Raw genomic sequence first — 23,968 nt, 5'->3', positions numbered from 1 at the left:
ATGTCGAGCCGATTCCAGCGGTGGCGATCCGCAGCGCTGACACTGGGCCAGGATCCGCCCGCACCCATGTGAACGGGCAGTCGCCCCGACCCTTCCAGGCAGGACGTTCGTGCCGCCCCCGCTGTTCCGGCGCCGTCAGGACACCACATCCGCCGCACCCGATACTCCCTTTCAACCAGTCATGTTACTGTCACGCCAGTTTCATCGATTGTCACATTACCGTCATGAGGAGCCCCTAACCTTCGCGGTGCCGTAGTCATCCGCTCACACACTGGAGGTCTCATGAAATTGATGCAAACCGCGATTGCCGGCCTGGCTGGCGCGCTTTTCGCCGTCGCCGCTCACGCTGCCGACATCACGGGCGCAGGCAGCACGTTCGCCATGCCGATCTACACGAAATGGGCTGCCGACTACCAGCAGTCCGGCGGCGCGAAGGTCAACTATCAAGGCATCGGTTCGTCGGGCGGCCTGAAGCAGATCGTCGCGAAGACGGTCGATTTCGCCGGTTCGGACGCTCCGCTGAAGGATGACGAACTCGCGAAGGAAGGCCTGTTCCAGTTCCCGACGGTGGTCGGCGGCGTGGTGCCGGTCGTCAACGTGCCGGGCGTGAAGCCGGGCGAACTGACGCTGTCGGGCCCGGTGCTCGGCGACATCTACCTCGGCAAGATCAAGAAGTGGAACGACCCGGCGATCGCCGCGCTGAACCCGAAGGTCAAGCTGCCGGATACGGACATCGCCGTGGTGCGCCGCGCCGACGGTTCGGGCACGAGCTTCATCTGGACGAACTATCTGTCGAAGGTCAACGACGAGTGGAAGTCGAAGGTCGGCGAAGGCACGACGGTCAACTGGCCGACGGGCACGGGCGGCAAGGGCAACGACGGCGTCGCGGCATTCGTGCAGCGTCTGCCGGGCGCAGTCGGCTACGTCGAATGGGCGTACGCGAAGAAGAACAACATGGTCTACACGGCCCTGAAGAACTCGACGGGCACGGTGGTCGAGCCGAAGACGGAAACGTTCAAGGCCGCTGCCGCCGGCGCGAACTGGTCGAAGTCGTTCTATCAGATCCTGACGAACCAGCCGGGCAAGGAAGCATGGCCGGTCGTCGGCGCGACGTTCGTGCTGCTGCACGCGAAGCAGGACAAGCCGGAGCAGGGCGTCGAAACGCTGAAGTTCTTCAGCTGGGCGTTCAAGAACGGCGAGAAGGCAGCCGACAGCCTCGACTACATCTCGCTGCCGCCGGCAGTCGAAGCGGAAATCCGCAAGCAGTGGAAGGTCAAGGTGACGGACGCATCGGGCAAGCCGGTCGCCGCCGAGTAAGCATTGCAGCGGTTCGCTGCCCGGCCGTGCCGGTCGGGCAGTGTGTGCGGTAAAGCCGGGCGTTACGGCGCCCGGCAATCAAAAGCAGGCACCCATGTCTGATATTTCCTATACGTCCTCACGGTCCCCCGACGTTGCGCAGCAACGCGCGCCGGGCCGCCTCGGGGATGTCGTATTCGGCGGTCTTGCGCGGCTGGCCGCCATTGTGACCCTGCTGCTGCTCGGCGGGATCATCGTTTCCCTGATCATTGCGTCGATGCCGACCATCCAGAAGTTCGGCCTCGGCTTCCTGTTTCAATCCGAGTGGGATCCCAACTCGGACATCTACGGCGCGCTCGTGCCGATCTACGGCACGATCGTGACGTCGATCATCGCGCTCGTCATCGCGGTGCCGGTCAGCTTCGGCATCGCGCTGTTCCTCACTGAGCTGTCGCCCGTGTGGCTGCGCCGCCCGCTCGGCATCGCGATCGAGCTGCTCGCCGCGATTCCGTCGATCGTGTACGGCATGTGGGGCCTGCTCGTGTTCGCGCCGATCTTCGCGGAGTATTTCCAGAAGCCGCTCGGCCACCTGTTCAAGGACGTGTGGATTCTCGGCCCGCTCACCGCCGGCCCGCCGATCGGTATCGGCATCCTGGCCGCCGGCGTGATTCTCGCGATCATGATCATCCCGTACATCGCCTCGGTGATGCGTGACGTGTTCGAAGTCACGCCGGTGCTGCTGAAGGAATCGGCATACGGGATCGGCTGCACGACCTGGGAAGTGATGTGGAAGGTCGTGCTGCCCTATACGAAGACCGGCGTGATCGGCGGCGTGATGCTCGGCCTCGGCCGCGCGCTCGGCGAGACGATGGCCGTGACCTTCGTGATCGGCAACACGAACCTGCTCGACAGCGTGTCGCTGTTCGCGCCGGGCAACAGCATCACGTCGGCGCTGGCGAACGAATTCGCGGAAGCGCAACCGGGCCTGCATACGTCCGCGCTGATGGAGCTGGGCCTGATCCTGTTCGTGATCACGTTCATCGTGCTGTCCATCTCCAAACTGCTGCTGCTTCGTCTCGAGAAGGGAGAGGGCAAGAAATGAGCGAGCCCATCATGAATTTCCCGGGGCCGGACGGCGCTGTGCTCGACGCGATGCGCAACCGCCTGCAGCGCAAGCGCAAGGCCGTCAACGCGATCGCCCTGGCCGCGTCGCTCGGCGCGATGGCCTTCGGCCTGCTGTGGCTCGTGTGGATTCTCTACACGACGGTGCATCTCGGCGTCAGCGGCCTGTCGCTGCAACTGTTCACGGAATCGACGCCGGCACCGAACACGGAAGGCGGCGGTCTCGCGAACGCGATCGTCGGCAGCCTGCTGCTGTGCGGTTTCGGCACGCTGGTCGGCACGCCGATCGGCATCCTCGCGGGCGTCTATCTCGCCGAATACGGCCAGAAGAACCTGCTGGCGGGCACGATCCGCTTCATCAACGACATCCTGCTGTCCGCGCCGTCGATCGTGATCGGCCTGTTCGTGTATGCGATCGTCGTCGCGAAGTCCGGGCGTTTCTCGGGCTGGGCCGGCGTGATCGCGCTCGCGTTGCTGCAGATTCCGATCGTGATCCGCACGACCGAGAACATGCTGAAGCTCGTGCCGAACGCGCTGCGTGAAGCAGCCTTCGCGCTCGGCACGCCGAAGTGGCGCATGGTGCTGAAGATCACGCTGCGCGCGTCGGTCGGCGGGATCGTGACGGGCGTCCTGCTCGCGGTCGCGCGGATCGCCGGCGAAACGGCGCCGCTGCTGTTCACCGCGCTGTCGAACCAGTTCTTCTCGTGGGACATGAGCCAGCCGATGGCGAACCTGCCCGTCACGATCTACAAGTTCGCGATGAGCCCGTTCGCGGAATGGCAGTCGCTCGCATGGGCGGGCGTGTTCCTGATTACGCTCGGGGTGCTCGGACTCAACGTCCTGGCGCGCTCGATCTTCTCGAAAAAGTAACGGCGGAGCGATCCGATGAATATGGCAGAAAGCCACCTGAATCCTGTCGAGCGCACCGCTGCGCCGGCCGGCACGCACGACGCGGCGCACGGCCGCCCGCTCGCGCCGCTGAACGCGAAGATCGAGGTCAACAACCTCAACTTCTTCTACAACAAGTTCCACGCGCTGAAGAACATCAACCTGAGCATTCCCGAAGGGAAGGTGACGGCGTTCATCGGCCCGTCGGGCTGCGGCAAGTCGACGCTGCTGCGCACGTTCAACAAGATGTTCGCGCTCTATCCGGAGCAGCGCGCCGAAGGCGAGATCCTGATGGACGGCGAGAACCTGCTGACGACGAAGCGCGACATCTCGCTGCTGCGCGCGCGTATCGGCATGGTGTTCCAGAAGCCGACCCCGTTCCCGATGTCGATCTACGACAACATCGCGTTCGGCGTGAAGATGTTCGAAAAGCTCACGCGCTCGGAAATGGACGACCGCGTCGAGTGGGCGCTCACGAAGGCCGCGCTGTGGAACGAAGTGAAGGACAAGCTGAGCCAGAGCGGCTACGGCCTCTCGGGCGGCCAGCAGCAGCGTCTGTGCATCGCGCGCGGCATCGCGATTCGTCCGGAAGTGCTGCTGCTCGACGAACCGTGCTCGGCGCTCGACCCGATCTCGACGGGGCGCATCGAAGAGCTGATCGCGGAGCTGAAGAGCGACTACACGGTCGTGATCGTCACGCACAACATGCAGCAGGCCGCGCGCTGCTCGGATTTCACGGCCTACATGTACCTGGGCGAGCTGATCGAATTCGGCGAGACCGAAAAGATCTTCATCAAGCCGGTACGCAAGGAAACGGAAGACTACATCACCGGCCGCTTCGGCTGATGACGGAGAACAACAGCCATGTCGGATAAACATCTGTCGAGCCAGTTCGATGCGGACCTGAACGCCGTGTCGTCGAAAGTGCTGGAAATGGGCGGGCTCGTCGAGTCGCAGATCGTCGGCGCGATGCACGCGCTGAACGAGTTCGATCGCGACGCGGCCGAGAAGGTCATCACGGCGGAAGAAACGCTGAACGCGATGGAAGTCGACATCGACCAGGAGTGCGGCAACATCATCGCGCGGAGGCAGCCTGCCGCGCGCGACCTGCGCCTTTTGATGTCGATTTCGAAAACGATTACGAACCTCGAGCGCGCGGGCGACGAGGCCGAGAAGATCGCGAAGCGCGTGCGCCGCCTGGTCGACGAACCGGCCGCGCGCACGGTCAACATCGCCGAGATCAAGGTGTCGGGCGAGATGGCCGTGACGATCCTGCGCCGCGCGCTCGACGCGTTCGCGCGTCTCGACACGGTGGCCGCCGCGCAGATCGTCAAGGACGACAAGGAGATCGACCAGGAATTCCGTGCGTTCGTGCGCAAGCTCGTGTCGTACATGCAGGAAGATCCGCGCACGATCTCGGTCGGCCTCGAATACCTGTTCATCGCGAAGGCGATCGAGCGGATCGGCGACCACGCGAAGAACATCGCCGAATTCATCATCTACATCGTGAAGGGCACCGACGTGCGGCACCAGCCGCGCGACACGCTCGATCGCGAAGCCAATAGTTAATCGACTCCGTACAGGAAAAAAAGAGGTGCCGATGCCCAGCAACATTCTCGTCGTTGAAGATGAGCCCGCGATTTCCGAACTGATCTCGGTGAATCTCCAGCACGCCGGTCACTGCCCGATCCGCGCGTACAACGCCGAACAGGCGCAGAACCTGATCAGCGACGTGCTGCCCGATCTCGTGCTGCTCGACTGGATGCTGCCGGGCAAGTCCGGTATCGCGTTCGCGCGCGACCTGCGCAACAACGAACGGACCAAGCACATCCCGATCATCATGCTGACTGCGCGCGGTGACGAGCAGGACAAGGTGCTCGGCCTCGAAATCGGCGCGGACGACTACGTGACGAAGCCGTTCTCGCCGAAGGAGCTGATGGCGCGAATCAAGGCCGTGCTGCGTCGCCGCGCGCCGCAGCTGACCGAGGACGTCGTGTCGATCAACGGGCTGCGTCTCGACCCGGCCACGCATCGCGTCGCCGCGCATGCGGAAGGCAGCGAGATCAAGCTCGATCTCGGCCCGACCGAGTTCCGCCTGCTGCATTTCTTCATGACGCATCCGGAGCGCGTGCACAGCCGCACGCAACTGCTCGACCAGGTGTGGGGCGATCACGTGTTCGTCGAGGAGCGCACCGTCGACGTGCACATCAAACGATTGCGCGCGGCCTTGAAACCGGCCGGCTGCGATGCGATGATCGAGACCGTGCGCGGCAGCGGCTACCGGCTCGCCAAGCACGCGTAACGTATTCACGCATGCCGTGTGCCACGGCGTGCCGTTCATTCTTTCGGGCGCTGAATCATGAACATCATCTGGGCGCGCTTTCTGGTGTCGCTCGTGCTGCTCGTGCTGATCGGCGTATTGGTCGGCGTGTTCGCCGGCCCGATCTCGGGCCTCGTGTTCCTGGTCGTGATGCTGGTCGCGCAGGGTTTTTTCAGCACCTTTCATACGCAGCGTCTGTGGCGGCTGCTCGATGCGCCGGTCTACGGCGAGGTGCCGAGCGCGCCGGGCATCTGGGGCGAGATCTACTATCGCCTGCACAAGCTCGCGAAGCAGTGGCACGCGCAGGTGCGGCAGGTCGAGCAGCAGCATTCGCGCTTCATCCAGGCGATCCAGGCGTCGCCGAACGGCGTCGCGATGCTCGACGACCACGACCAGATCGAGTGGTGCAACGCGATCGCCGAGGTGCACTTCGGCCTCGACGCGAAGCGCGACCTGCGCCAGCACATCACCAACCTGGTGCGCCATCCCGAGTTCGTCCGCTATCTGAATGCGCAGCATTACGACGAGACGCTCTTGATGCGCGGGATGGGCGATTCTCGCCAGAACGTGCTCGAAGTGCAGGTGTTTCCGTACGGCGAGAACCGCAAGCTGCTGCTCACGCAGGACATCACCGAGCTCGAGCGGACCGACGCGATGCGACGCGACTTCGTCGCGAACGTATCGCACGAGCTGAAAACGCCGCTCACCGTGCTGTCGGGTTTCCTCGAGACGATGCGCGAGCTGCCGCTGAACGAGGAAGACCGCGCGCGCTATCTCGAGATGATGGAGCAGCAGGCATCGCGGATGCGGCACATCGTCACCGATCTGCTGGTGCTCGCGAAGCTCGAGGGCGAGAGCAAGCCGCCGGTCGATCGCGCGATCGACATGCGCGCGGTGTTCGACCATCTGAAGGAGGACGCTCAGACGCTGTCGAACGGGCATCACGACATCGCGTTCTCGATCGACGAGACGCTCGGCGTCACCGGCGCGCAGACGGAGCTGTTCAGCGCGTTCGCGAACCTCGTCACCAATGCGATCCGCTATACGCCGGAAGGCGGCAAGATCGTCGTGACGTGGCGGCGCGAAGGCGCGCAAGGCGTGTTTTCCGTCACGGACAGCGGCTTCGGGATTCCGGCCGCCGATCTGCCGCGGCTCACCGAACGCTTCTACCGCGTCGACCGCAGCCGCTCGCGCGATACGGGCGGCACGGGGCTCGGGCTCGCGATCGTCAAGCACGTGCTGCAGCGGCACGACGCGCACCTGTACGTGCAGAGCGAGGAAGGGCGCGGCAGCACGTTCACCGCCCGGTTCCCGGGCTCGCGTATCATCGCGATCCGGCCGGCCGCGTTCGAGGCCTGAGCGCGCAGCGGCCTGCGTCGCTCGTTCGGCGAGCGGCGGCATGCCGGCTCCGCAATCGAAAAGAGCAGCCCGCGGGCTGCTCTTTTTCCTGGGCGGTGCGGCGCGCGACGCGCGCCGCGCGGCCGGCTCACGAGCAGAACTTCGCGAGCAACCCGAGTTGCGCGTTGCGGATCGTCTTGCCCGTGCGGCGCCGGCGGTAGTGGCCGTCGCTCTGCATCTGCCACGCCGACTGGTTGTCGCCGAGGCACACCGACAGACCTTCGGCGATCACGCGTCGCTTGAGCTTGCGATCGCGGATCGGGAACGCGACTTCGACGCGGCGGAACAGGTTGCGGTCCATCCAGTCGGCGCTCGACAGATAGACGTCCTCCGCGCCGTTCGCGTGGAAGTAGTAGATCCGGTGGTGCTCGAGGAAGCGGCCGACGATCGAGCGCACGGTGATGTTTTCCGACAGCCCCGGCACGCCCGGCTTCAGCGCGCAGACGCCGCGCACGATCAGGTCGACCTTGACGCCGGCCTGCGACGCTTCGTACAGCGCGGCGATCACCGATGGCTCCAGCAGCGCGTTCATCTTCGCGACGACACGCGCGCGCTTGCCGGCCCGCGCGTTGTCGATTTCCGCGCGGATCGCTTCGATGATGCGCGGATGCAGCGTGAACGGCGATTGCCACAGCTCGTGCAGCGTGAGTTCGCCGCCGATGCCGGTCAGTTGCTGGAACACGTGGTGGACGTCCTCGCAGATCTTCTGGTCGGCCGTCATCAGCCCGAAGTCGGTATAGAGGCGCGCGGTGCGCGGGTGGTAGTTGCCGGTGCCGAGGTGAACGTAGCGGCGCAGCGACGCGTTGCCGCCCTGCACGACGCGCCGCACGATCAGCATCATCTTCGCGTGGCACTTGTGGCCGACCACGCCGTACACGACGTGCGCGCCGACGGCTTCGAGCTGCGACGCCCAGTTGATGTTGGTTTCCTCGTCGAAGCGCGCGAGCAGTTCGACGACGACGGTCACTTCCTTGCCGTTGCGCGCGGCTTCCATCAGCGCGTCCATCAGCGGCGAATCGGTGCCGGTGCGGTAGATCGTCTGCTTGATCGCGACGACGCTCGGATCCTTCGCGGCCTGCTGCAGCAGTTCGAGCACCGGCTGGAAGCTCTCGTACGGGTGGTGCAGCAGGATGTCGCCGTTGTCGATCGCGTCGAACATCGTCGGCGTGTTCGCGATCGCGGCCGGGGTCGACGCGGTGAACGGCGTGAACTTCAGGTCGGGGCGGTCGACGAGATCGGGAATCTGCATCAGCCGCACGAGGTTCACCGATCCGGCCACGCGATAGCAGTCCTTCTCGCCGAGTTCGCTTTCCACGAGCAGGCGTCGCACGATGTGCGGCGGCGTGTCGGCCGACACCTCGAGGCGCACCGCGTTGCCGAGGTGGCGCGCCGGCAGTTCGCCCTGCAGCGCAACACGCAGGTTCGTGATTTCGTCTTCGTCGACGAACAGTTCGCTGTTGCGCGTGATGCGGAACTGGTTGCAGCTCTTCACGACGAGTTGCGGGAAGAGTTCGCCGACGAAGCGCTGCATGAACGAGCTCAGCAGCACGAAGCCGTGCTCGAAGCCCGACAGCGCGTGCGGCATGCGCACGACGCGCGGCAGCGCGCGCGGCGCCTGCACGATGCCCATCACGGCCTGGCGGCCGAATGCGTCGCGGCCTTCGAGCTCGACGACGAAGTTCAGGCTCTTGTTCAGCACGCGCGGGAACGGGTGGGCCGGATCGAGGCCGATCGGCGTCAGCACGGGCAGCAGCTCGTCGAGAAAGTAGTGCCGCGCCCATTCGAGCTGCTCGTCGTTCCACGAGTCGCTCGCGTGGAAGTAGATGCCTTCCTGTTCGAGCGCGGGCAGCACGGTTTCGTGCAGCATCGTGTACTGTCGATGAACGAGCCGCTGCGCGCGTTCGACGACGAGATCGTAAGCATGTTGTAACGACATGCCGTCGGGCGTCAGTGCGCCGGGATTGTCGCGGATCTGCTCCTGAAGGCCGGCCATCCGGACTTCGAAGAATTCGTCGAGGTTGCTGCTGGTGATGCAGATGAAGCGCAGGCGTTCGAGCAGCGGGACTTGCGGATCGGACGCCTGGGCCAGCACGCGCTCGTTGAAACCGAGGATGCCGAGCTCACGATTGAGAAGCGGGTAACGGACGGACATCGGCAGAGTAGGGGGGGATTCGGGCGATGATTCGAAAGGACGCTCGGAAACTCTCACGGTACGATGACGTGCTGATGACAATAATGTATTTATATCGGGAAATTCTACGCTGTAACCGTTTCGTCTCATAAATGTTTCGACGCTATGCAAACGAGCGGTGTGCATGCCCGTGAAGCGTGGCAATGGCAAGCGTTCCACGCTTAAAATGTCGCCTTTGATTGATCGCTGAGGGTGGCCGGACCGGCCGCCGCGAGCGAACGCGCACGGAGCCCCTTCAGATGGTTACAACTCCCCACTTGCTGGCTGCCGTGGATCTCGGCTCGAACAGTTTCCGGCTCATCGTCGGTCGTGTCGAGGAAACGCCGGCGGGCAGCCAGATCTACCCCGTCGATGCGCTGCGCGAGCCCGTCCGGCTGGCCGCGGGCCTGTCGAGCGACAAGATGCTCGATCGCGCGTCGCAGGAGCGTGGCTGGGAGGCGCTCAAGCGGTTCGGCGAGCGCCTGCGCGATTTCCACCCCGATCACGTGCGCGCGGTGGCGACCAACACGCTGCGGGTCGCGAAGAACGCGGGCGAGTTTCTCGGCGAAGCCGAGGCGGCGCTCGGTTTTCCGATCGAAGTGATCGCCGGCCGCGAAGAAGCGCGGCTGATCTATGCGGGTGCTGCGCATTCGGTGCCGGCGAGCGCGGGCAAGCGGCTCGTCGTCGATATCGGCGGCGGCTCGACCGAATTCATCATCGGCTCGCACTACACGCCGATCGTGATGGAGAGCCTGTATATCGGCTGCGTGAGCCACAGCCGTACGTTCTTCCCGGCCGGCAACGTCGACGAATACACGATGCGGCAGGCCGAACTCGCGGCCAAGCGCGAGATCCAGATCATTTCGAGCGAGTACAAGAAGGCCGGGTGGGACCAGGCGATCGGTTCGTCCGGTACCGCGCGCGCGCTCGCGGAGCTCGTCGAGGCGAACGGCTTCAACGATCCGGGCATCACGCATGGCATTTCGCGCGGTGGCCTCGAGCGCCTGAAGCGGGCGCTGATCAAGTCGGAGAACGTCAACCGGCTGAAGCTGATCGCGCTGAAGCCCGACCGCGTGCCGGTGCTCGCCGGGGGCCTCGCGATCATGCTCGCGGTGTTCGAGGAACTGGGGGTCGATTACGTCGACACGACCGACGGCGCGCTGCGCCTGGGCGTGCTGTACGACCTGCTCGGCCGGACGCAGCACGAGGACATGCGCGCGGTGACCGTCGAGGGCTTCACGCGCCGCTACGGTGTCGATCGCGCGCAGGCCGAGCGCATCGGCGCGCTCGCGGTGCGCTTCTACGACGAACTCGATGAAGGCGGCGAAGAGGCGCGCGAGGAGGGGCGGATGTTCCTTGGCTGGGCGGCCGCGTTGCACGAGATCGGCCTGTCGATCTCGCACAGCGCGTATCACAAGCATTCGGCCTATATCGCGAGCAACGCGGACATGCCGGGTTTTTCGCGCACCGACCAGGCGCGCCTCGCCGCGCTCGTGCTCGGTCACGCGGGCAAGCTCGGCAAGCTGTCGCAGGCGCGCGAGGTCGAGTGGCCGCTGCTGTTCTGCCTGCGGCTCGCGGCGCTGCTGTGCCGGCGCCGGACCGATGCGGGGCTGCCGGACATTTCCGTTTCGCAGATGAAGAAGGGCGGGTATGAAGTGCGCCTGCCGAGCGCATGGGTCGAGCAGAACCCGCTCACCGACTACAGCCTCAGCCAGGAAGCGGCGGAGTGGGAGAAGGTCGGTATTCCGTATCGCGTGGTGTATACCGGCGCGTAAAGGGTCGAAGCGCAGGTCGAGGCGGGGCCGGGATGGGCTGTTGCAGCTGCCCTCTCGGCATTGCCCGCGCGATCGCCCTGACGGCCGCTCAATCCGCCGAACAGACGATCGCGGTCAGGAACGGAAACGCCTGCTTGACCGTCGCGTCGCTGCCTGCCTTGCGCACGGCTTCCTCCACCGCACTTTTCGTGCCGCGCACCACGACACCGTAGGCCCAGTCTCCGATCGGCTTGCCCTCGCCCGGGCGGAAGATCGGGTCGTTCGCCTGGTAGCCGAGTACGACGTACACGCCGAAGCCGAACGCCGTCAGCGCGTGGTTCGTGCGGAACGCGTTGACCGAATTCGATTCGACATGCATCGGTTCTGACTGGATATCGCCGGCCGCAAGCAGCGGCGCGACGAACTTGTGACCGGTCGAATGGCAGTCGAGCGCGTCGTCGAGCGCCTTGGCCGACGCGGTGCCGGCCGTCGCGAGCGCGAGCAGCGATGTGCAGAGGGCTGTCTTCAGAAGGTCGTTTTTCATGCGCGGACAATGCGAGTTGTTCATACGTATTATCGCGTGTTCGCGGAAATGTCGCGTGCGGGGTGCGTGGTCGGTGGGGGCGGACTTATCCGGGATTTCGTGGGCGTGAGCTGCTTTACGGCTTTCGTTATCGCGGCAGGCTTCACAGGCATCAAGTCGGCCGGCGCTGCTTCGGGCGGCTCGTCAGGTGATGCGGTGCGAGGCCATGCTGTTCTGCAGCGCATCAGCGCGGCTCTTATCGGTGGTGGCGGTCATGGCGGTCCTCAGGGCGTCGGAAGGTTGTACTGCATTCGTGCTAGGCTCGGATTCACATTGCGGAGGTTGTCATGCAGCGAACCATCGAGTACCGCGGCTTTGAAATTGATGTCCAACTGACCTCATCCGCTCCGGACATGTACGACGTCACGTTCCAGATAAAGGGCCACGACAATCTCGGTATCCTGGGTGAGCGCGGACATCGGATACAGATTCGAAACGGCCCATTTACCCGACGCTGGGCATACCTCGTGGCCGAGATTGCAGGACAGGCGGCGATCGACGTTTTGCTTGGTCCCGCCGAGTGATTTGCGTCCTCGGTCGTCAATTCGAGAGTCAGGTTCTTTGCTTGGCTGAGAGTCTCGGCTGGCGTGCTTTTATCTGCTGGGGCAGTCCTCGTGCCTCGATTGCGGTTCCGTTTTCTTGCCCGCTCGCGTTCCGCGTGAGTGGGCTATTTTTTGTTTTTGGTGGTCATGATGCGGTCGTCAAACTTCATCGTGAGAGAAGGGCGCGTGTACCAGGAACGGGGGCTTTCGTTGCGCCCCAAACGACCTCGACGCAACAAATCGGCTCGGCGCACGCAGCCCAAACAGTCTGTCAGTGCAGTCAATGAGGTCTGCGTCGAACTGCGAGCGGTGCTAGACCTTGATCGCACCGGCGCTGTTACCCCACGCGATTTGTAACGTGTTATTGCAGACGACACGTACTGACGTGAACTGTGTGGTAGTCGCCAGGGTACCGTCGCAGGCCGTGACCAACAGCAGATAGCCGTTGATCTGATCCTTGCCCTTGAGTGTGCCGGATTGGCCCGTGCGGGTGAGCGCCCAGAGTTTGCGACCTTCCTTCAGTACGCCGGCTGTCTCGAGCTGGAACCTGCCGATCTCCGTCAGATCGCGATAAATCTCCAGGGTCTCCTCGGGTTGCACGACCTGGTAGCGTGCGCTCACAACGGACAGCGGTGCCTTGTTGTCCGAGCGGTACCGCACCATCTGTTCAGGAGACGCGTGGATCGAACCGAGACTACGGCCGCCTGCGGCGACGAAGCGTACTTCGGCTTCGTCGATGCGCCAGTCCATGCCGACAGCACGCGCCCAGACTTCGAGTGGTTGTTTGGGGGGGGCGAACTTGTTGCCGGCCGTGCCACGGTTCGGTTCCAACGTAGGCCATGGTTTGCACGAGGCGCATTGAAAACTCATGTTCGACAGAGATGGCATAACGCCCGGCCGATGCCGGGCAGATTGGGTTGAATGAGAGGGGAGCGGAAGAAGTAGACCGCGAGAACGACGGCCACGAGGGTGGCGATTAGCGGATCTTCGTGTTTCGATAAGGGTAATAGAGATTGGCGGCGATCGATATATTTTCGAGATATTGAGATTGACCTGTTAACGCTGACAGGTCCGTATAACAGACGTCTCGCTGCCACCACAATTTGACAGTCTTTAACCCGCATCGAGATGGAAGAAGACAACTTCTGCGAGACAATGTGATGGTCCGTTGATCCGTAGTGCGCCGTGGCGCGATTTGCGAGTAGACCAGAACCATGAACAAAAATAATTACCGACTGGTATTCAGTCGCGTCCGGGGCATGCTGATTGCCGTCGAAGAAACTGCCAGCGCATCAGGCAACGCGGGCCGAGGCGAAGTTGTGTCAGCAGCTCGGGTATCACATGTGTTCGCACGATTCGCGCTGCGCCATGCGGCATTTGCGGTACTGGTCGCGGCCGGTGCAACGCCCATATGGGTGAATGCACAGATCGTGGGCGGCGGAGTCCACACACCTTCGGTGATTCAGACGCAAAATGGATTGCCTCAAGTTAATATTAATAAGCCCGGAAATGCTGGTGTATCTTTAAATACCTATAATCAGTTCGACGTACAAAAACCTGGTGCGATACTCAATAACTCGCCCACAATCGTTAACACACAGCAAGCGGGCATGATCAACGGCAACCCGAATTTCGGGCCGAACGACGCCGCACGGATCATCGTCAACCAGGTCAACAGCAATAACCCAAGCTCGATTCGCGGCTTTGTCGAGGTCGCTGGCCAGAAAGCCGAAGTCATCATCAGCAATCCGGCCGGATTGCAAATTGACGGCGGCGGATTCATTAACACTTCTCGTGCCGTTTTAACGACGGGGGTACCCTATTACGGCGCGGACGGTTCTGTGGCCGGATTCAATGTGAATCGCGGGCTTGTCACGGTATCCGGATCCGGCCTCAATACGGCAAATATCGATCAGGTTGACATCATCGCGCGGGCCGTTCAGGCGAATGCCGCCATTTACGCGAAAAATCTGAACGTCATCGCTGGTTCGAATCAAGTTAATCACGACACGCTTTCGGTGACGCCGATTCAGGGCGATGGCGTGGCCCCGGCGGTTGCGATCGACGTCGGCCAGCTCGGCGGTATGTATGCCAACCGCATTTTCCTCGTCAGTTCGGGGAGCGCTGTCGGTGTCCAGAACGCCGGCACGCTCTCGGCGGACGCGGCCGGCATGACGCTCACGACCGACGGGCGGTTGGTGCAGTCGGGCAAGATCAGTTCGCTTGGCAACGTCGCGGTGTCGGCTGGTGGCGGCATCGACAACAACGGTACGACCTATAGCCAACAATCCGTGTCGATGAGTACCGGCGCGGACATGACGAATAGCGGGACGCTTGCCGCGCAGCACAACGTTGGCGTGAACGCCGGGTCGCTGAATTCGACGGGCGCAATTGGCGCCGGCGTCGATAGCAACGGCACGGTCACGCAAGCCGGTGATCTGCAAGTGACGACGACGGGTCAATTGACTGCGACCGGCCAGAACATCGCAGGCGGTACCACGACCTTGCGCGGCTACGGCGTCAATCTGGCCGGCAGCAAGACGGCGACGAATGGCACGCTGGATGTGAACGCGACGGCGGGTGATATCAACCTGTCGAACGCGACGACGAGTGCACAGGGTGCATTGAACGCGACCGCAGCGGGCGCGATCGTCAACGACCACGGCAGCCTGTCCAGCCAAAGCGGTGCCACGCTGACGGCGGGCAGCGTGTCGAATCAAGGCGGCACGGTGTCGTCGCAAGGCCCTTTGACGGTTAAATCGTCCGGGGCGATTTCGAATCAGGCCGGCACGCTGGTGTCGCAGAACACCGCCGACGTGGAAGGCGGCGCAATCGCCAATCAGCAAGGCATCATCCAAAGCGCAGGCCAAATGAAGGTGGTCGCCGCGTCGCTTCAGAATACCGCCGGGCGTGTTACGTCCCTGAATGGCGACGGTCTGTCCATTACCACGAGCGGCCAGCTCACAAACGCAGCAGGCACGACCGCGAACGGCGCGCAAGGTGGCGTCATCGGCGGCGACGGCACTGTCGCAATTCAGGCCGGCAGCATCGCAAACCAAGGATCGATCAGCGCCGCGACCGATTTAACGGTCGGTGCGCAATCCGTGGACAACGGCAGCGGAACGCTGACGGCCGGTCAGAACGCATCGATCGATGCCGGCGTACACCTGGCTAATGCTTCCGGCAGCATTTCTGCCGGCGCGTTAGCAAACGTTCGCGCGACCAATCTGGACAATAGTTCAGGTTCGATTCAGGCAAGCCAGTTGTCATTGACGGCAAGCGACCTTGCGAACCGGTCGGGCGCGATTACGCAAACCGGCACGAATCCGACCACGATCGCGGTTTCGGGGACGCTCGACAATAGTTCAGGTACGGTGCAGACGAACAGTGCCGATCTGAGTCTGACGCCCGCGACGCTCATTAACGATCACGGCAAAATCGCACACGCCGGCAGCGGTACGCTGACCATTGGGACGGGTGCGCTGTCGAATAATGGCGGTTCGATCGCGACCAATGGTGCGCTTGCACTGACCGCCGCCGCTGTGTCGAATCAGGCGGGTACGCTTTCCGCGCAGCGGCAGGCTACGCTCGGCGTTCAGTCGCTCGATAACAGCGCGGCCGGTTACATCGGTGCCGATAGCGTAACGATCAAATCCCAAGGAGCGGTCAACAACAAAACCGGTGCGATCGAGTCGAATCACGCGTTGACGGTCTCGGCCGACAGCTTGGCAAATGACGGCGGTGCCGTTAAGGCACTCGGCACGGATGCGTTGTCCGTCACGACGACGAACGCGCTGACGAACACGGCAGGCGGCACGATCGGCGGCAACGGCAACGTGTCGGTTTCGGGCGGCACCGTCGACAATTCAAACGGTTCGTTGCTGGCCGCACAATCGCTGTCGGTGCAGTCGAACGGCCAGCTCGGAAATGCGGCCGGCCTGATTCAAGCGAACGGCAATTTGAAGGTCGCAGCACAAGGCGCGGTGCTCAATAACGGCGGGCAAATTGAGGCGAACGGCGCAACGGCGGCGCTCCAACTGTCCGGGGCGAGCATTGATAATAGCGACGGACGGATTGCAAATATCGGCACGGGCGCGACGACGATCGACGGCGGCACATCGATCACGAACACCGATGCATCCGGCAAAGCGGGTGCCGGCACCATCGGCGGCAATGGCGATGTGACGCTGACCACGCAAACGCTCACGAATGCGCAAGGCGGTCAAACATTGGCCGGCCACGACCTGACGTTGAACGTCGCCAGTAGTGCGAACAATGCTGGCGGCGTACTGTCGGCCGCGAATAACCTGACGCTCAACGGCGCGAACGCTACCCTTTCCAATTCGAATGGATCGGTGCATGCAAACGGCGTGCTGTCGTTGACTGCCGCATCGATTGACGACACCTCCGGCAAGATCGGCAATGACGTCGGTAGCGGTGGCAGCGTGTCGATCCAGACAGGCGCGTTGTCGAATGCTGGCGGTGCGATCGGCAGCGATCAGGATTTGTCGCTGACGACGGGAACGTTGAACGGCGACGGTTCTATCGTCGCAGGTCGTAACGGTTCGATTATGCTCGGGAGCGACTACACGCAGACGGCCGCGAACAAGCTTCACGCGAACGGCAACCTCACGTTTTCCACGTCGGGAAAACTGACGAACCAAGGCGTGATGGATGCCAACGGCGCGCTCACGGTGAATGCGGCGAACGTCGACAACCAGAGCGGTGCGGATTTGAATTCCGCAAACACGACGGTCAACGCGAACGGCGGCACGATCGATAACGCAGGGCGCATCGAAGGCGATTCGGTCACGACCAACAGCGCGACGTTGAACAACACAGGGACCGTGATCGGCGCCAACGTGACGGCCAACGCCAATACGATCACGAACACCGGTGCGACTGCTGTCTTCGCCGCCGCCAACCAATTGAACCTGTACGCAACAAACCAACTGTCGAATACGGGGGGCGCGAACCTGTTCAGCGTCGGCGATATCAACATCGCGGCGAATGGTCAGCGTGACGCCAACGGGTTGCTCGCCAACCGCACGCAGAACGTACTGAACGATCAATCCACGATCGAAGCACAAGGCAACATTGAGCTTGCGGCCAGCACGTTCACTAATTCGCGCCCCGCGCCGACCGTCACGACCGAAACGACCGATACAACGACCACGCATCAAACGAAGCGACAGCAGTTCATCGGTTGCCCGACCGGTAACGCTGCGCCGAACCATGGCGTGTGTTCGTATGCGACGTGGTCGGGCCCATACAAAACGCCGCAGACGGCAACCTACTCGGCAAGCCAGATCGTGTCCCAATCGAACGGGACCGATCCCGTCGATCGCGTACTTGTCGTGAACGTCAACGGTCGGCAACAAACGTTGTACTACAACACGTTGACGGTGAACGGTGACGGCAGCGTCACGGCAGCGTATTGGGTCGGTTACGATCCGCACATCAACTACGCACCGGATACAGAATATGCGACGCGCAGCGACGGTCATAACGGCTATCAGCGTGTCGAGATCTGGCGCGATACCACGTCCACGACCCAGCAAGACAAGGTGACGAGCCAGGCGCCGCAAGCGCAGCTCGTCGCGGGCGGCAGTATCACGATGGCGAACGTCGGTACGATCAATAACGACTACAGCGTGATCACGGCCGGCAAGTCGATTCAGATCGGCAGCACGCAGCAGAACGGCTCGGTGGGGAGCGGCAGTTACGGCGGTACGGTCGTCAACAACGTTGGTCAGACGCTGTATCAGTACCAGTCCGACAATATTGTATCGATGTATGCGTGGAACGAAGACACCACGCAGGATCGCGGCACGATCGTTGAGCCTCCGGTTGTCCATACGCCGGTCGCGATTGGCGGTACGGGCGGCACGATCATCGCGAATCAGTCTGTGACGATCGACGCACAGAGCGTCAATAACCAGAACGTCGCCGCGCAGAATTCCGCGACCGGCGCAACGGGCGGCACGCTCGGCAACAATTCGGCCAATCAAGGCGTGTCGGGCGGCAATCTGACCAAGGTCAGCGCGGCCAGCGGTTCGACAACGGTTCCCGCGCTGCAATCGGTCGCGAGTACAACCGGCGCATTGTCGATCACGCTGCCGACGAGCGGCATGTACTCGATTCATCCCGCGCCGGGGCAACCGTATCTGGTCGTCACCGATCCGCGCCTGACGACCTATACGAATTTCATTTCGAGCGACTACATGCTCGGCCAGTTGAACCTGAACCCCGCGAGTATCGAGAAGCGCTTGGGCGACGGGATGTACGAGCAGCAGATGGTGCGCAACCAGATTACGCAGTTGACGGGGCGCACCTTCCTGCCCGGCTACGCGAGCGCCGAAGACGAATATCGGGCGTTGATGACGAACGGCGCGAACTACGCGAAGTCATTTGGTTTGGTGCCTGGTATGGCGCTGACCGCCGCGCAAATGGACGCGCTGACGAGCGATATCGTGTGGCTGGTCGACCAGACCGTGACGCTGCCCGATGGCAGCACGACCCACGTGCTGGCACCGGTCGTCTACATGGCACAAACGCATGCGAACGACCTGCAACCGACCGGAGCGTTGATCGCGGCCGATGACGTTGAAATTCATACGACTGGTACCACGACGAATACGGGCGTCATCAAGGGCGGCACGAAAACGGTACTCACCGCGACCGATATCCTGAATCGCGGCGGCACGATTTCCAGCGACAGCAAAAACGGTACGACCGTCGTGTCGGCGAGCAATGATGTTGTGAACGCGTCGGGTATGATCACCGGAAACCGTGTCGCCGTATCGGCGGGTCGCGACATCGTCAATACGACACTGGTTGATGCAGTCGGTGCAACTGATGCATCGGGTGCAAGCAAGGTCAGTACGAGCCTGATCGGCCAGCAAGGCACGATTGCGGCGACGGGCGACTTGTCCGCGCAGGCTGGACGTGACCTGACGCTGCACGGCGCGAACCTGTCGGCCGGTGGCAATGCCCAGGTAACGGCAGGTCGTGATGTCAACGTCGATACGGTCCAGTCCTCGACGAACCAGTCGATGCACCTGAGCGATCAGCGGCATTGGGAAGAATCCACGACGCAGAACGTGACGAGCGGCATTACCGCAGGCGGCAATCTGGCAGTGCAAAGCGGCAACGATACGACACTCAAGGGTACGACCGTTTCGGCCGGTAAGGATTTGTCGGCGATCGCGGGCGGCAATCTCACGGCGACAACCGTAACGGACGAACATCGTCTGGATAACGTTGCGGTCGACGGTCGCGCGCGTAAGGAAGTCGATCACACCTACGACCAGACCGCCGTCGGCACGACGTTCTCGGCCGGACAGAATGCGACGCTTGCCGCGATCAACGCTACCGATGCATCGAAAGGCAATGTGACCCTGACCGGCTCGTCGGTCACGTCGGGCACCAACAGCGCGACGCCGGGCGGTGTGGCGATCGCGGGCAGCGGCAACGTGACGATCAACGAGGCGCGTGAGGAACACGACAGCTACCAGAACGTACAGACGAAACGCGGCAGTTTCATGTCGGGTTCGACCACGAAGGAATCGCACGATACGCGCGCTAATATCGGTGTGGCAAGCACCGTGTCGGGCGATACGGTCAACGTTCAATCCGGCAAGGACCTGACGATTCAGGGCAGCAACGTCGTCGGGACCAACGATGTGAATCTCAAAGCGCTGGGCGATGTGAAGATCACGACATCGCAGAACACGGTGCAGTCGGCCAACAGCTTCGAGAAAAAGGATTCGGGTTTGATGTCGAACGGCGGTATGTCGGTTACGATCGGCACGCGTTCGATGACGGATCAGCAGCATTCGACGGAAGTCACCAACACGGGCAGCATGGTAGGTTCGGTGAACGGCAACCTGAATGTGACCGCCGGGAACGACCTGCACTCGACGGGCAGCACCCTGCACGCGGGCAACGATATGTCGCTTGGCGGGAAATCCGTCACGATCGATTCCGCTTACGACACGATGAGTCAGGCCGAACAGCAGCAATATCGGCAGGCCGGCGTGTCGGTCGGCATCACGAGTCCGGTGATTGCGCTCGCGCAGACGGGGCGGCAGATGGTCGAAGCTGCTGGAAAGACCAAGGGCGACGCCCGATTGACCGCGCTGACTGCGGCAACGACCGGGCTTGCCGCGAAGAACGCCTACGACGCAACGGGTGGTGGCGATCCGTCGGCGCTCGGAAAGACTGTAGGCGTCAATATTTCGGTGGGCGCGAGCAAGAGCGACAACCAGTCGCAATCGCAGGCAAGTACGGCCGTCGGTAGCGCGGTATCGGCTGGCCGGAACGTAACGGTCACTGCGACTGGTGCTGGTGCTGGCAGCAATATCGACGTCATCGGCAGCACAATTTCGGCGGGCGGCGATGCGAAACTTGCCGCAGACGGCAAGGTGAATCTGCAAGCGGCGGAAAATACGAGCAGCCAGTCTTCGACAAACAGCGGCGGCAGCTTTGGTGTCGGTGTGTCGATCGGGGGCGGTAAGCAGAACGGCATTGCATTCACAGCTGGCGTCGCAGGCAACCGGGGGAATTCGGACGGTAATTCGACTTCGTGGACGAATACGCACGTGACGGCGGGCGATACGCTGACGATTCAATCTGGTGGCGACACGAACTTGAAGGGAGCCGTTGCGTCGGGCAAGCAGGTCGTCGCCAATGTGGGCGGCAATCTGAACGTAGAAAGCTTGCAGGACACGGACCACTACAACTCCAAGCAACAAGGTGCAGGGGTGTCGGTCAGCGTATGCGTTCCGCCGTTGTGTGCTGGCCCATCGAGTGTATCCGGCAACATCAGCCAGCAGAAGATGAACAGCGACTACGCTTCGGTTACTGAACAGTCGGGCATCAAGGCGGGCGACGGTGGCTATCAGGTTGACGTGAAGGGTAACACCGACCTCAAGGGCGGCGTTATTGCGAGTAGCGACAAGGCCGTGCAGGACGGCGTGAACAGCCTGACGACGGCGACGCTGACGACGAGCGATATTCAGAACCACGCGTCCTACGATGCATCGTCGGTCGGGATTTCGGGCGGCTATGGCGGCGGTATCGGCAAGAATCAGAAAGGTACCGCAGACAACGTGAACCCGGTGGGCGGCACTGAATTGCCCAAGACCCAGAGTGGCTTGGCTGTCACCCCGCCGGTCGTGCTCAGTGCATCGGACGATGCAAGTTCGACCACGCGTAGCGGGATCAGCGGCGGGTCGCTCAAGATCACTGATAGCGCCAAGCAACAGCAGCTCACCGGCAAGACTGCCGATGAAACAGTCGCGAGTGTCAACCGAGACACGTCGAATACAGGTGGTGCGCTTGCCCCGATCTTCGACAAGGACAAGATCCAGGCCGGGTTCGATATTACGAGCCAGTTCATCAATCAGATGGGTACGTTTGTCGATAACCGGCTGAAGGAAGCAGATGCTGCGCAAGCCGCCGCGAAGAATCAGGCATTGACACCGGAGCAACGTCTTGAAGCGCAGCAAAAGGCCGATCAGTTGACTGCCGAGTGGGGACCTGATGGATCATACCGACAGGTCCTGTCGGCACTGACGGCGGCAGCGGGCGGAAACGTCACGGGTGGCATGGGCCAGTTCGCGCAAACCGGAGTGGTCAACTATCTTCAACAACAGGGCGCGTCGTATATCGGCGACCTTGTAAAGAACGGCACGATTACCGAAGGTAGTCCGCTGCACGCCGCGATGCACGCCATCGTTGCGTGCGCGGGTGCTGCTGCAAGTAGCCAAAGCTGCGGAGCAGGTGCGCTCGGCGCTGCAACGGCAAGTTTGCTGACGAATCTGTTTGCCCCGCCCGGACCGGACATGACCGAGCAAGAAAAGGAGGCGAAGCAGAATCTGATCTCCTCTATCGTCGCGGGCGTGGCATCCGCGAGCGGCGTAGGCGGATCATCGGGGGCTGTTGCGGCGACGAACAGCGCGACAGCAACGACGCAGAACAACTGGCTTGCCAGCGAACAACGTGTGCAAGCACAGAAGGAATGGGATGCGTGCAAGGGCAATACTGTATGTCAGTTGCAGACGGCCGGAAAATGGACCGCGATTAGCGGGAAGCAAGACCTCCTGACGGCGAACGGCTTCATCAAAGGTGTCAGCGAAGGATTGGGACGCGATGTCGTCGGTATGGCTCAGTTCATGATGCACCCGGTTGACGGTATCAATGCACTGAGCGCATTGATCTCGCGGCCGGAAATTCGCGCGCAGCTCGGCGAACAGTTGTACGCGTCGTTGAACACGCAGATTGCCGAAATCAATACGGCTCTGACGGCCGGAGGCGACGCGAATGCCGAGCTGCTTGGCAAGAATATCGGCGGTCTGGTCTACCAAGTCGGGAGCGTTGCGACCGGAGTATACGGCGCAGCTAAGGCGACTATCGCGCTCGGTAGCGCAGGGATCGATTTGACGACTCAAGCGCTTCTCAAGTTGGCGGACAAATCCGGAGAATTCGGAACCCTGACGAATCTCAAGAGCTTGTTCGGTCCGAGCGGCCAACCCCTGATGGACTTTAGCAAGCTGACGAGCGCTCAGAAAGGCACTGTCGGCGAAGTGCTGGGCGGTGCAACCATTGACCGGATTGCGCCGGGCGCCGAGCGTCTTGGCCGGATCCCCGTCGTCGGCGAGCAAGGTATTGATGACCTGTATAAAGTCAACAAGCCGGGAGTTGACTACGTTATCGTTGAATACAAATATGATACGTCGAAGCTCAAGAAAACTGCTGACGGTTTGCAAATGAGCGATGATTGGTTAAATGGAGTAAACACCGGTACAGATCGAGTCCTCAATGCCGTTGGAAACGAAGCTGTTGCAGATAGCGTTAAGGATGCTCTTGATGCCGGTCGTGTCGAAAAATGGTTGGTGCATACTGATCCGTATGGAAGTGTAACGGTTGGTATTCTGGACAAAAATGGGAAATTTGTTATTCAGCCAAATTCTGGAGTTGTTGGGAAAAATCCATGAGAGATAAAATTGCGCCGGCTGATTATTGGATTAAGCGAATTGAGTATTCGGAAAAAAGAATTGAGGCTATGCTTGGTCGCATAAAGGAGCCCGCCGGTGATCCTGCCTATCGCCCTCAATATGTTTTTGACTTGGCGCTGAAGCATTTGGAATTGATTTTAAAGCGATATTCTGGTGGGGATCCGATTCATGATTTGGCGCAATACTTTTCAGGGCTACTCGATGCGTGGGAGCAGTCTGTAAGGCTGGGGGAAGATGTATTTACAGATGAGCAAAAGGCATTGCGCCGGAGCTGGGCGAGGAACCTAGATTTCTACATTATCAGCTTTTGGTTGGTTGGATTGGCTTTGATGCTGGAAATTCCGGACGATCAATGGCGACGTTTGATTGCGCTGATTGGGAATGAAGGTGAGGATGTACTGCTTGATCGAGTGATCGCTAGTCGTGACCACGACCGAAAAATCGGCACGGAACTTCGGCACCCGAAACCCTACCGGCGATTGCTCGATGCCGTCGATGCGCCAGCCGCCGGTCAAGCAAAGCAGCTCCGGCTCTTTGTCGAAAACTGGTACCGGGAGCTGGATCGAGCGCCAAAAAAAGGAGGCGTTCCGGCAATATACGATAAACCTTACTGGTATGGCTTCGATGAAAACATCGAAGGTGGCGCATATTTTGGATTTTGGTGTATCGAGGCTGCTGCTGCGGTCAAGGCGTTCAATCTTGATGACAATCAGTGCGCGGGTTTGAAGCATTATCCATGGGACCTTGTTCATCCAGAACAATCAAATACGAATGGTGACCACTCGCAAAGTGATGTTTCTGTGGCCGCACCCTCAACGCCGCCAAAGCGCGGGTTGCTGAAACGTCTGTTCGGAAAATGAATTTCTCTTTCGGA

The 23,968-nt window shown here is 61.7% G+C and carries 13 protein-coding genes and 2 pseudogenes; 12 read left to right on the top strand and 3 right to left on the bottom strand.

What is annotated here, in order from left to right; all coding sequences use genetic code 11:
* Positions 1-282 precede the first annotated feature (282 nt).
* From pstS to phoR, 7 genes are all read left to right on the top strand, one after another.
* A complete protein-coding gene (pstS, locus tag HWX08_RS24385) occupies positions 283-1,317 on the top strand; it encodes a phosphate ABC transporter substrate-binding protein PstS (RefSeq protein WP_069256305.1) in 1,035 nt (344 codons plus the stop codon).
* Between the two features lie 94 nt (positions 1,318-1,411).
* Complete coding sequence (gene pstC, locus HWX08_RS24380; protein ID WP_069256306.1) at positions 1,412-2,398, top strand: phosphate ABC transporter permease PstC; 987 nt, start codon at positions 1,412-1,414, stop codon at positions 2,396-2,398.
* A complete protein-coding gene (gene pstA, locus HWX08_RS24375) occupies positions 2,395-3,288 on the top strand; it encodes a phosphate ABC transporter permease PstA (RefSeq protein ID WP_069256307.1) in 894 nt (297 codons plus the stop codon). Before pstC ends, pstA begins: the two co-directional genes overlap by 4 nt.
* 15 nt (positions 3,289-3,303) lie before the next feature.
* Complete coding sequence (pstB, locus tag HWX08_RS24370; RefSeq protein ID WP_107310450.1) at positions 3,304-4,152, top strand: phosphate ABC transporter ATP-binding protein PstB; 849 nt, start codon at positions 3,304-3,306, stop codon at positions 4,150-4,152.
* A gap of 18 nt (positions 4,153-4,170) precedes the next feature.
* On the top strand, positions 4,171-4,875 hold the full coding sequence (gene phoU, locus HWX08_RS24365) for a phosphate signaling complex protein PhoU (protein WP_039347650.1): 705 nt from the start codon (positions 4,171-4,173) through the stop codon (positions 4,873-4,875).
* Between the two features lie 31 nt (positions 4,876-4,906).
* Positions 4,907-5,608, top strand: a complete 702-nt coding sequence (phoB, locus tag HWX08_RS24360; RefSeq protein ID WP_027787869.1) for a phosphate regulon transcriptional regulator PhoB — start codon at positions 4,907-4,909, stop codon at positions 5,606-5,608.
* Between the two features lie 57 nt (positions 5,609-5,665).
* Entirely contained in the window at positions 5,666-6,985 is a 1,320-nt protein-coding gene (phoR, locus tag HWX08_RS24355; protein ID WP_174921328.1) for a phosphate regulon sensor histidine kinase PhoR, read from the top strand.
* A 127-nt stretch (positions 6,986-7,112) separates the two neighbouring features.
* On the opposite strand, the gene ppk1 is transcribed toward phoR, so the two are convergent.
* Positions 7,113-9,176, bottom strand: coding sequence for a polyphosphate kinase 1 (gene ppk1, locus HWX08_RS24350; RefSeq protein ID WP_107310447.1), 2,064 nt, complete (start codon positions 9,174-9,176; stop codon positions 7,113-7,115).
* A gap of 278 nt (positions 9,177-9,454) precedes the next feature.
* Here ppk1 and ppx point away from each other — a divergent pair, with 278 nt between their 5' ends.
* Complete coding sequence (gene ppx, locus HWX08_RS24345) at positions 9,455-10,969, top strand: exopolyphosphatase (protein WP_069256311.1); 1,515 nt, start codon at positions 9,455-9,457, stop codon at positions 10,967-10,969.
* A gap of 88 nt (positions 10,970-11,057) precedes the next feature.
* Here ppx and HWX08_RS24340 read toward each other — a convergent pair whose 3' ends face one another.
* On the bottom strand, positions 11,058-11,492 hold the full coding sequence (locus HWX08_RS24340) for a hypothetical protein (protein WP_174921327.1): 435 nt from the start codon (positions 11,490-11,492) through the stop codon (positions 11,058-11,060).
* Positions 11,493-11,818: 326 nt separating this feature from the next.
* On the opposite strand from HWX08_RS24340, the gene HWX08_RS24335 reads away from it, so the two are divergent.
* Both HWX08_RS24335 and HWX08_RS34785 read left to right on the top strand, forming a co-directional pair.
* A complete protein-coding gene (locus tag HWX08_RS24335; protein ID WP_069256312.1) occupies positions 11,819-12,055 on the top strand; it encodes a hypothetical protein in 237 nt (78 codons plus the stop codon).
* Positions 12,056-12,247: 192 nt separating this feature from the next.
* Positions 12,248-12,364: pseudogene (locus tag HWX08_RS34785) on the top strand (IS3 family transposase); the annotation flags it as partial.
* A gap of 24 nt (positions 12,365-12,388) precedes the next feature.
* On the opposite strand, the pseudogene HWX08_RS24330 reads toward HWX08_RS34785, so the two are convergent.
* A pseudogene (locus HWX08_RS24330) lies at positions 12,389-12,932 on the bottom strand (DUF932 domain-containing protein); the annotation flags it as partial.
* Positions 12,933-13,287: 355 nt separating this feature from the next.
* Here HWX08_RS24330 and HWX08_RS24325 point away from each other — a divergent pair.
* Complete coding sequence (locus HWX08_RS24325; protein ID WP_174921326.1) at positions 13,288-23,073, top strand: hemagglutinin repeat-containing protein; 9,786 nt, start codon at positions 13,288-13,290, stop codon at positions 23,071-23,073.
* Positions 23,070-23,954, top strand: a complete 885-nt coding sequence (locus HWX08_RS24320) for a PoNe immunity protein domain-containing protein (protein WP_174921325.1) — start codon at positions 23,070-23,072, stop codon at positions 23,952-23,954. The genes HWX08_RS24325 and HWX08_RS24320 overlap by 4 nt, the downstream gene beginning before the upstream one ends.
* The last annotated feature ends 14 nt before the right edge of the window (positions 23,955-23,968 follow it).

Origin of the sequence: Burkholderia metallica (assembly GCF_902832845.1) — a bacterium.
GTDB lineage: Bacteria > Pseudomonadota > Gammaproteobacteria > Burkholderiales > Burkholderiaceae > Burkholderia > Burkholderia metallica.
Note: the sequence above shows the minus strand (reverse complement) of the source record. Positions and strands in the feature narration are given on the sequence as shown.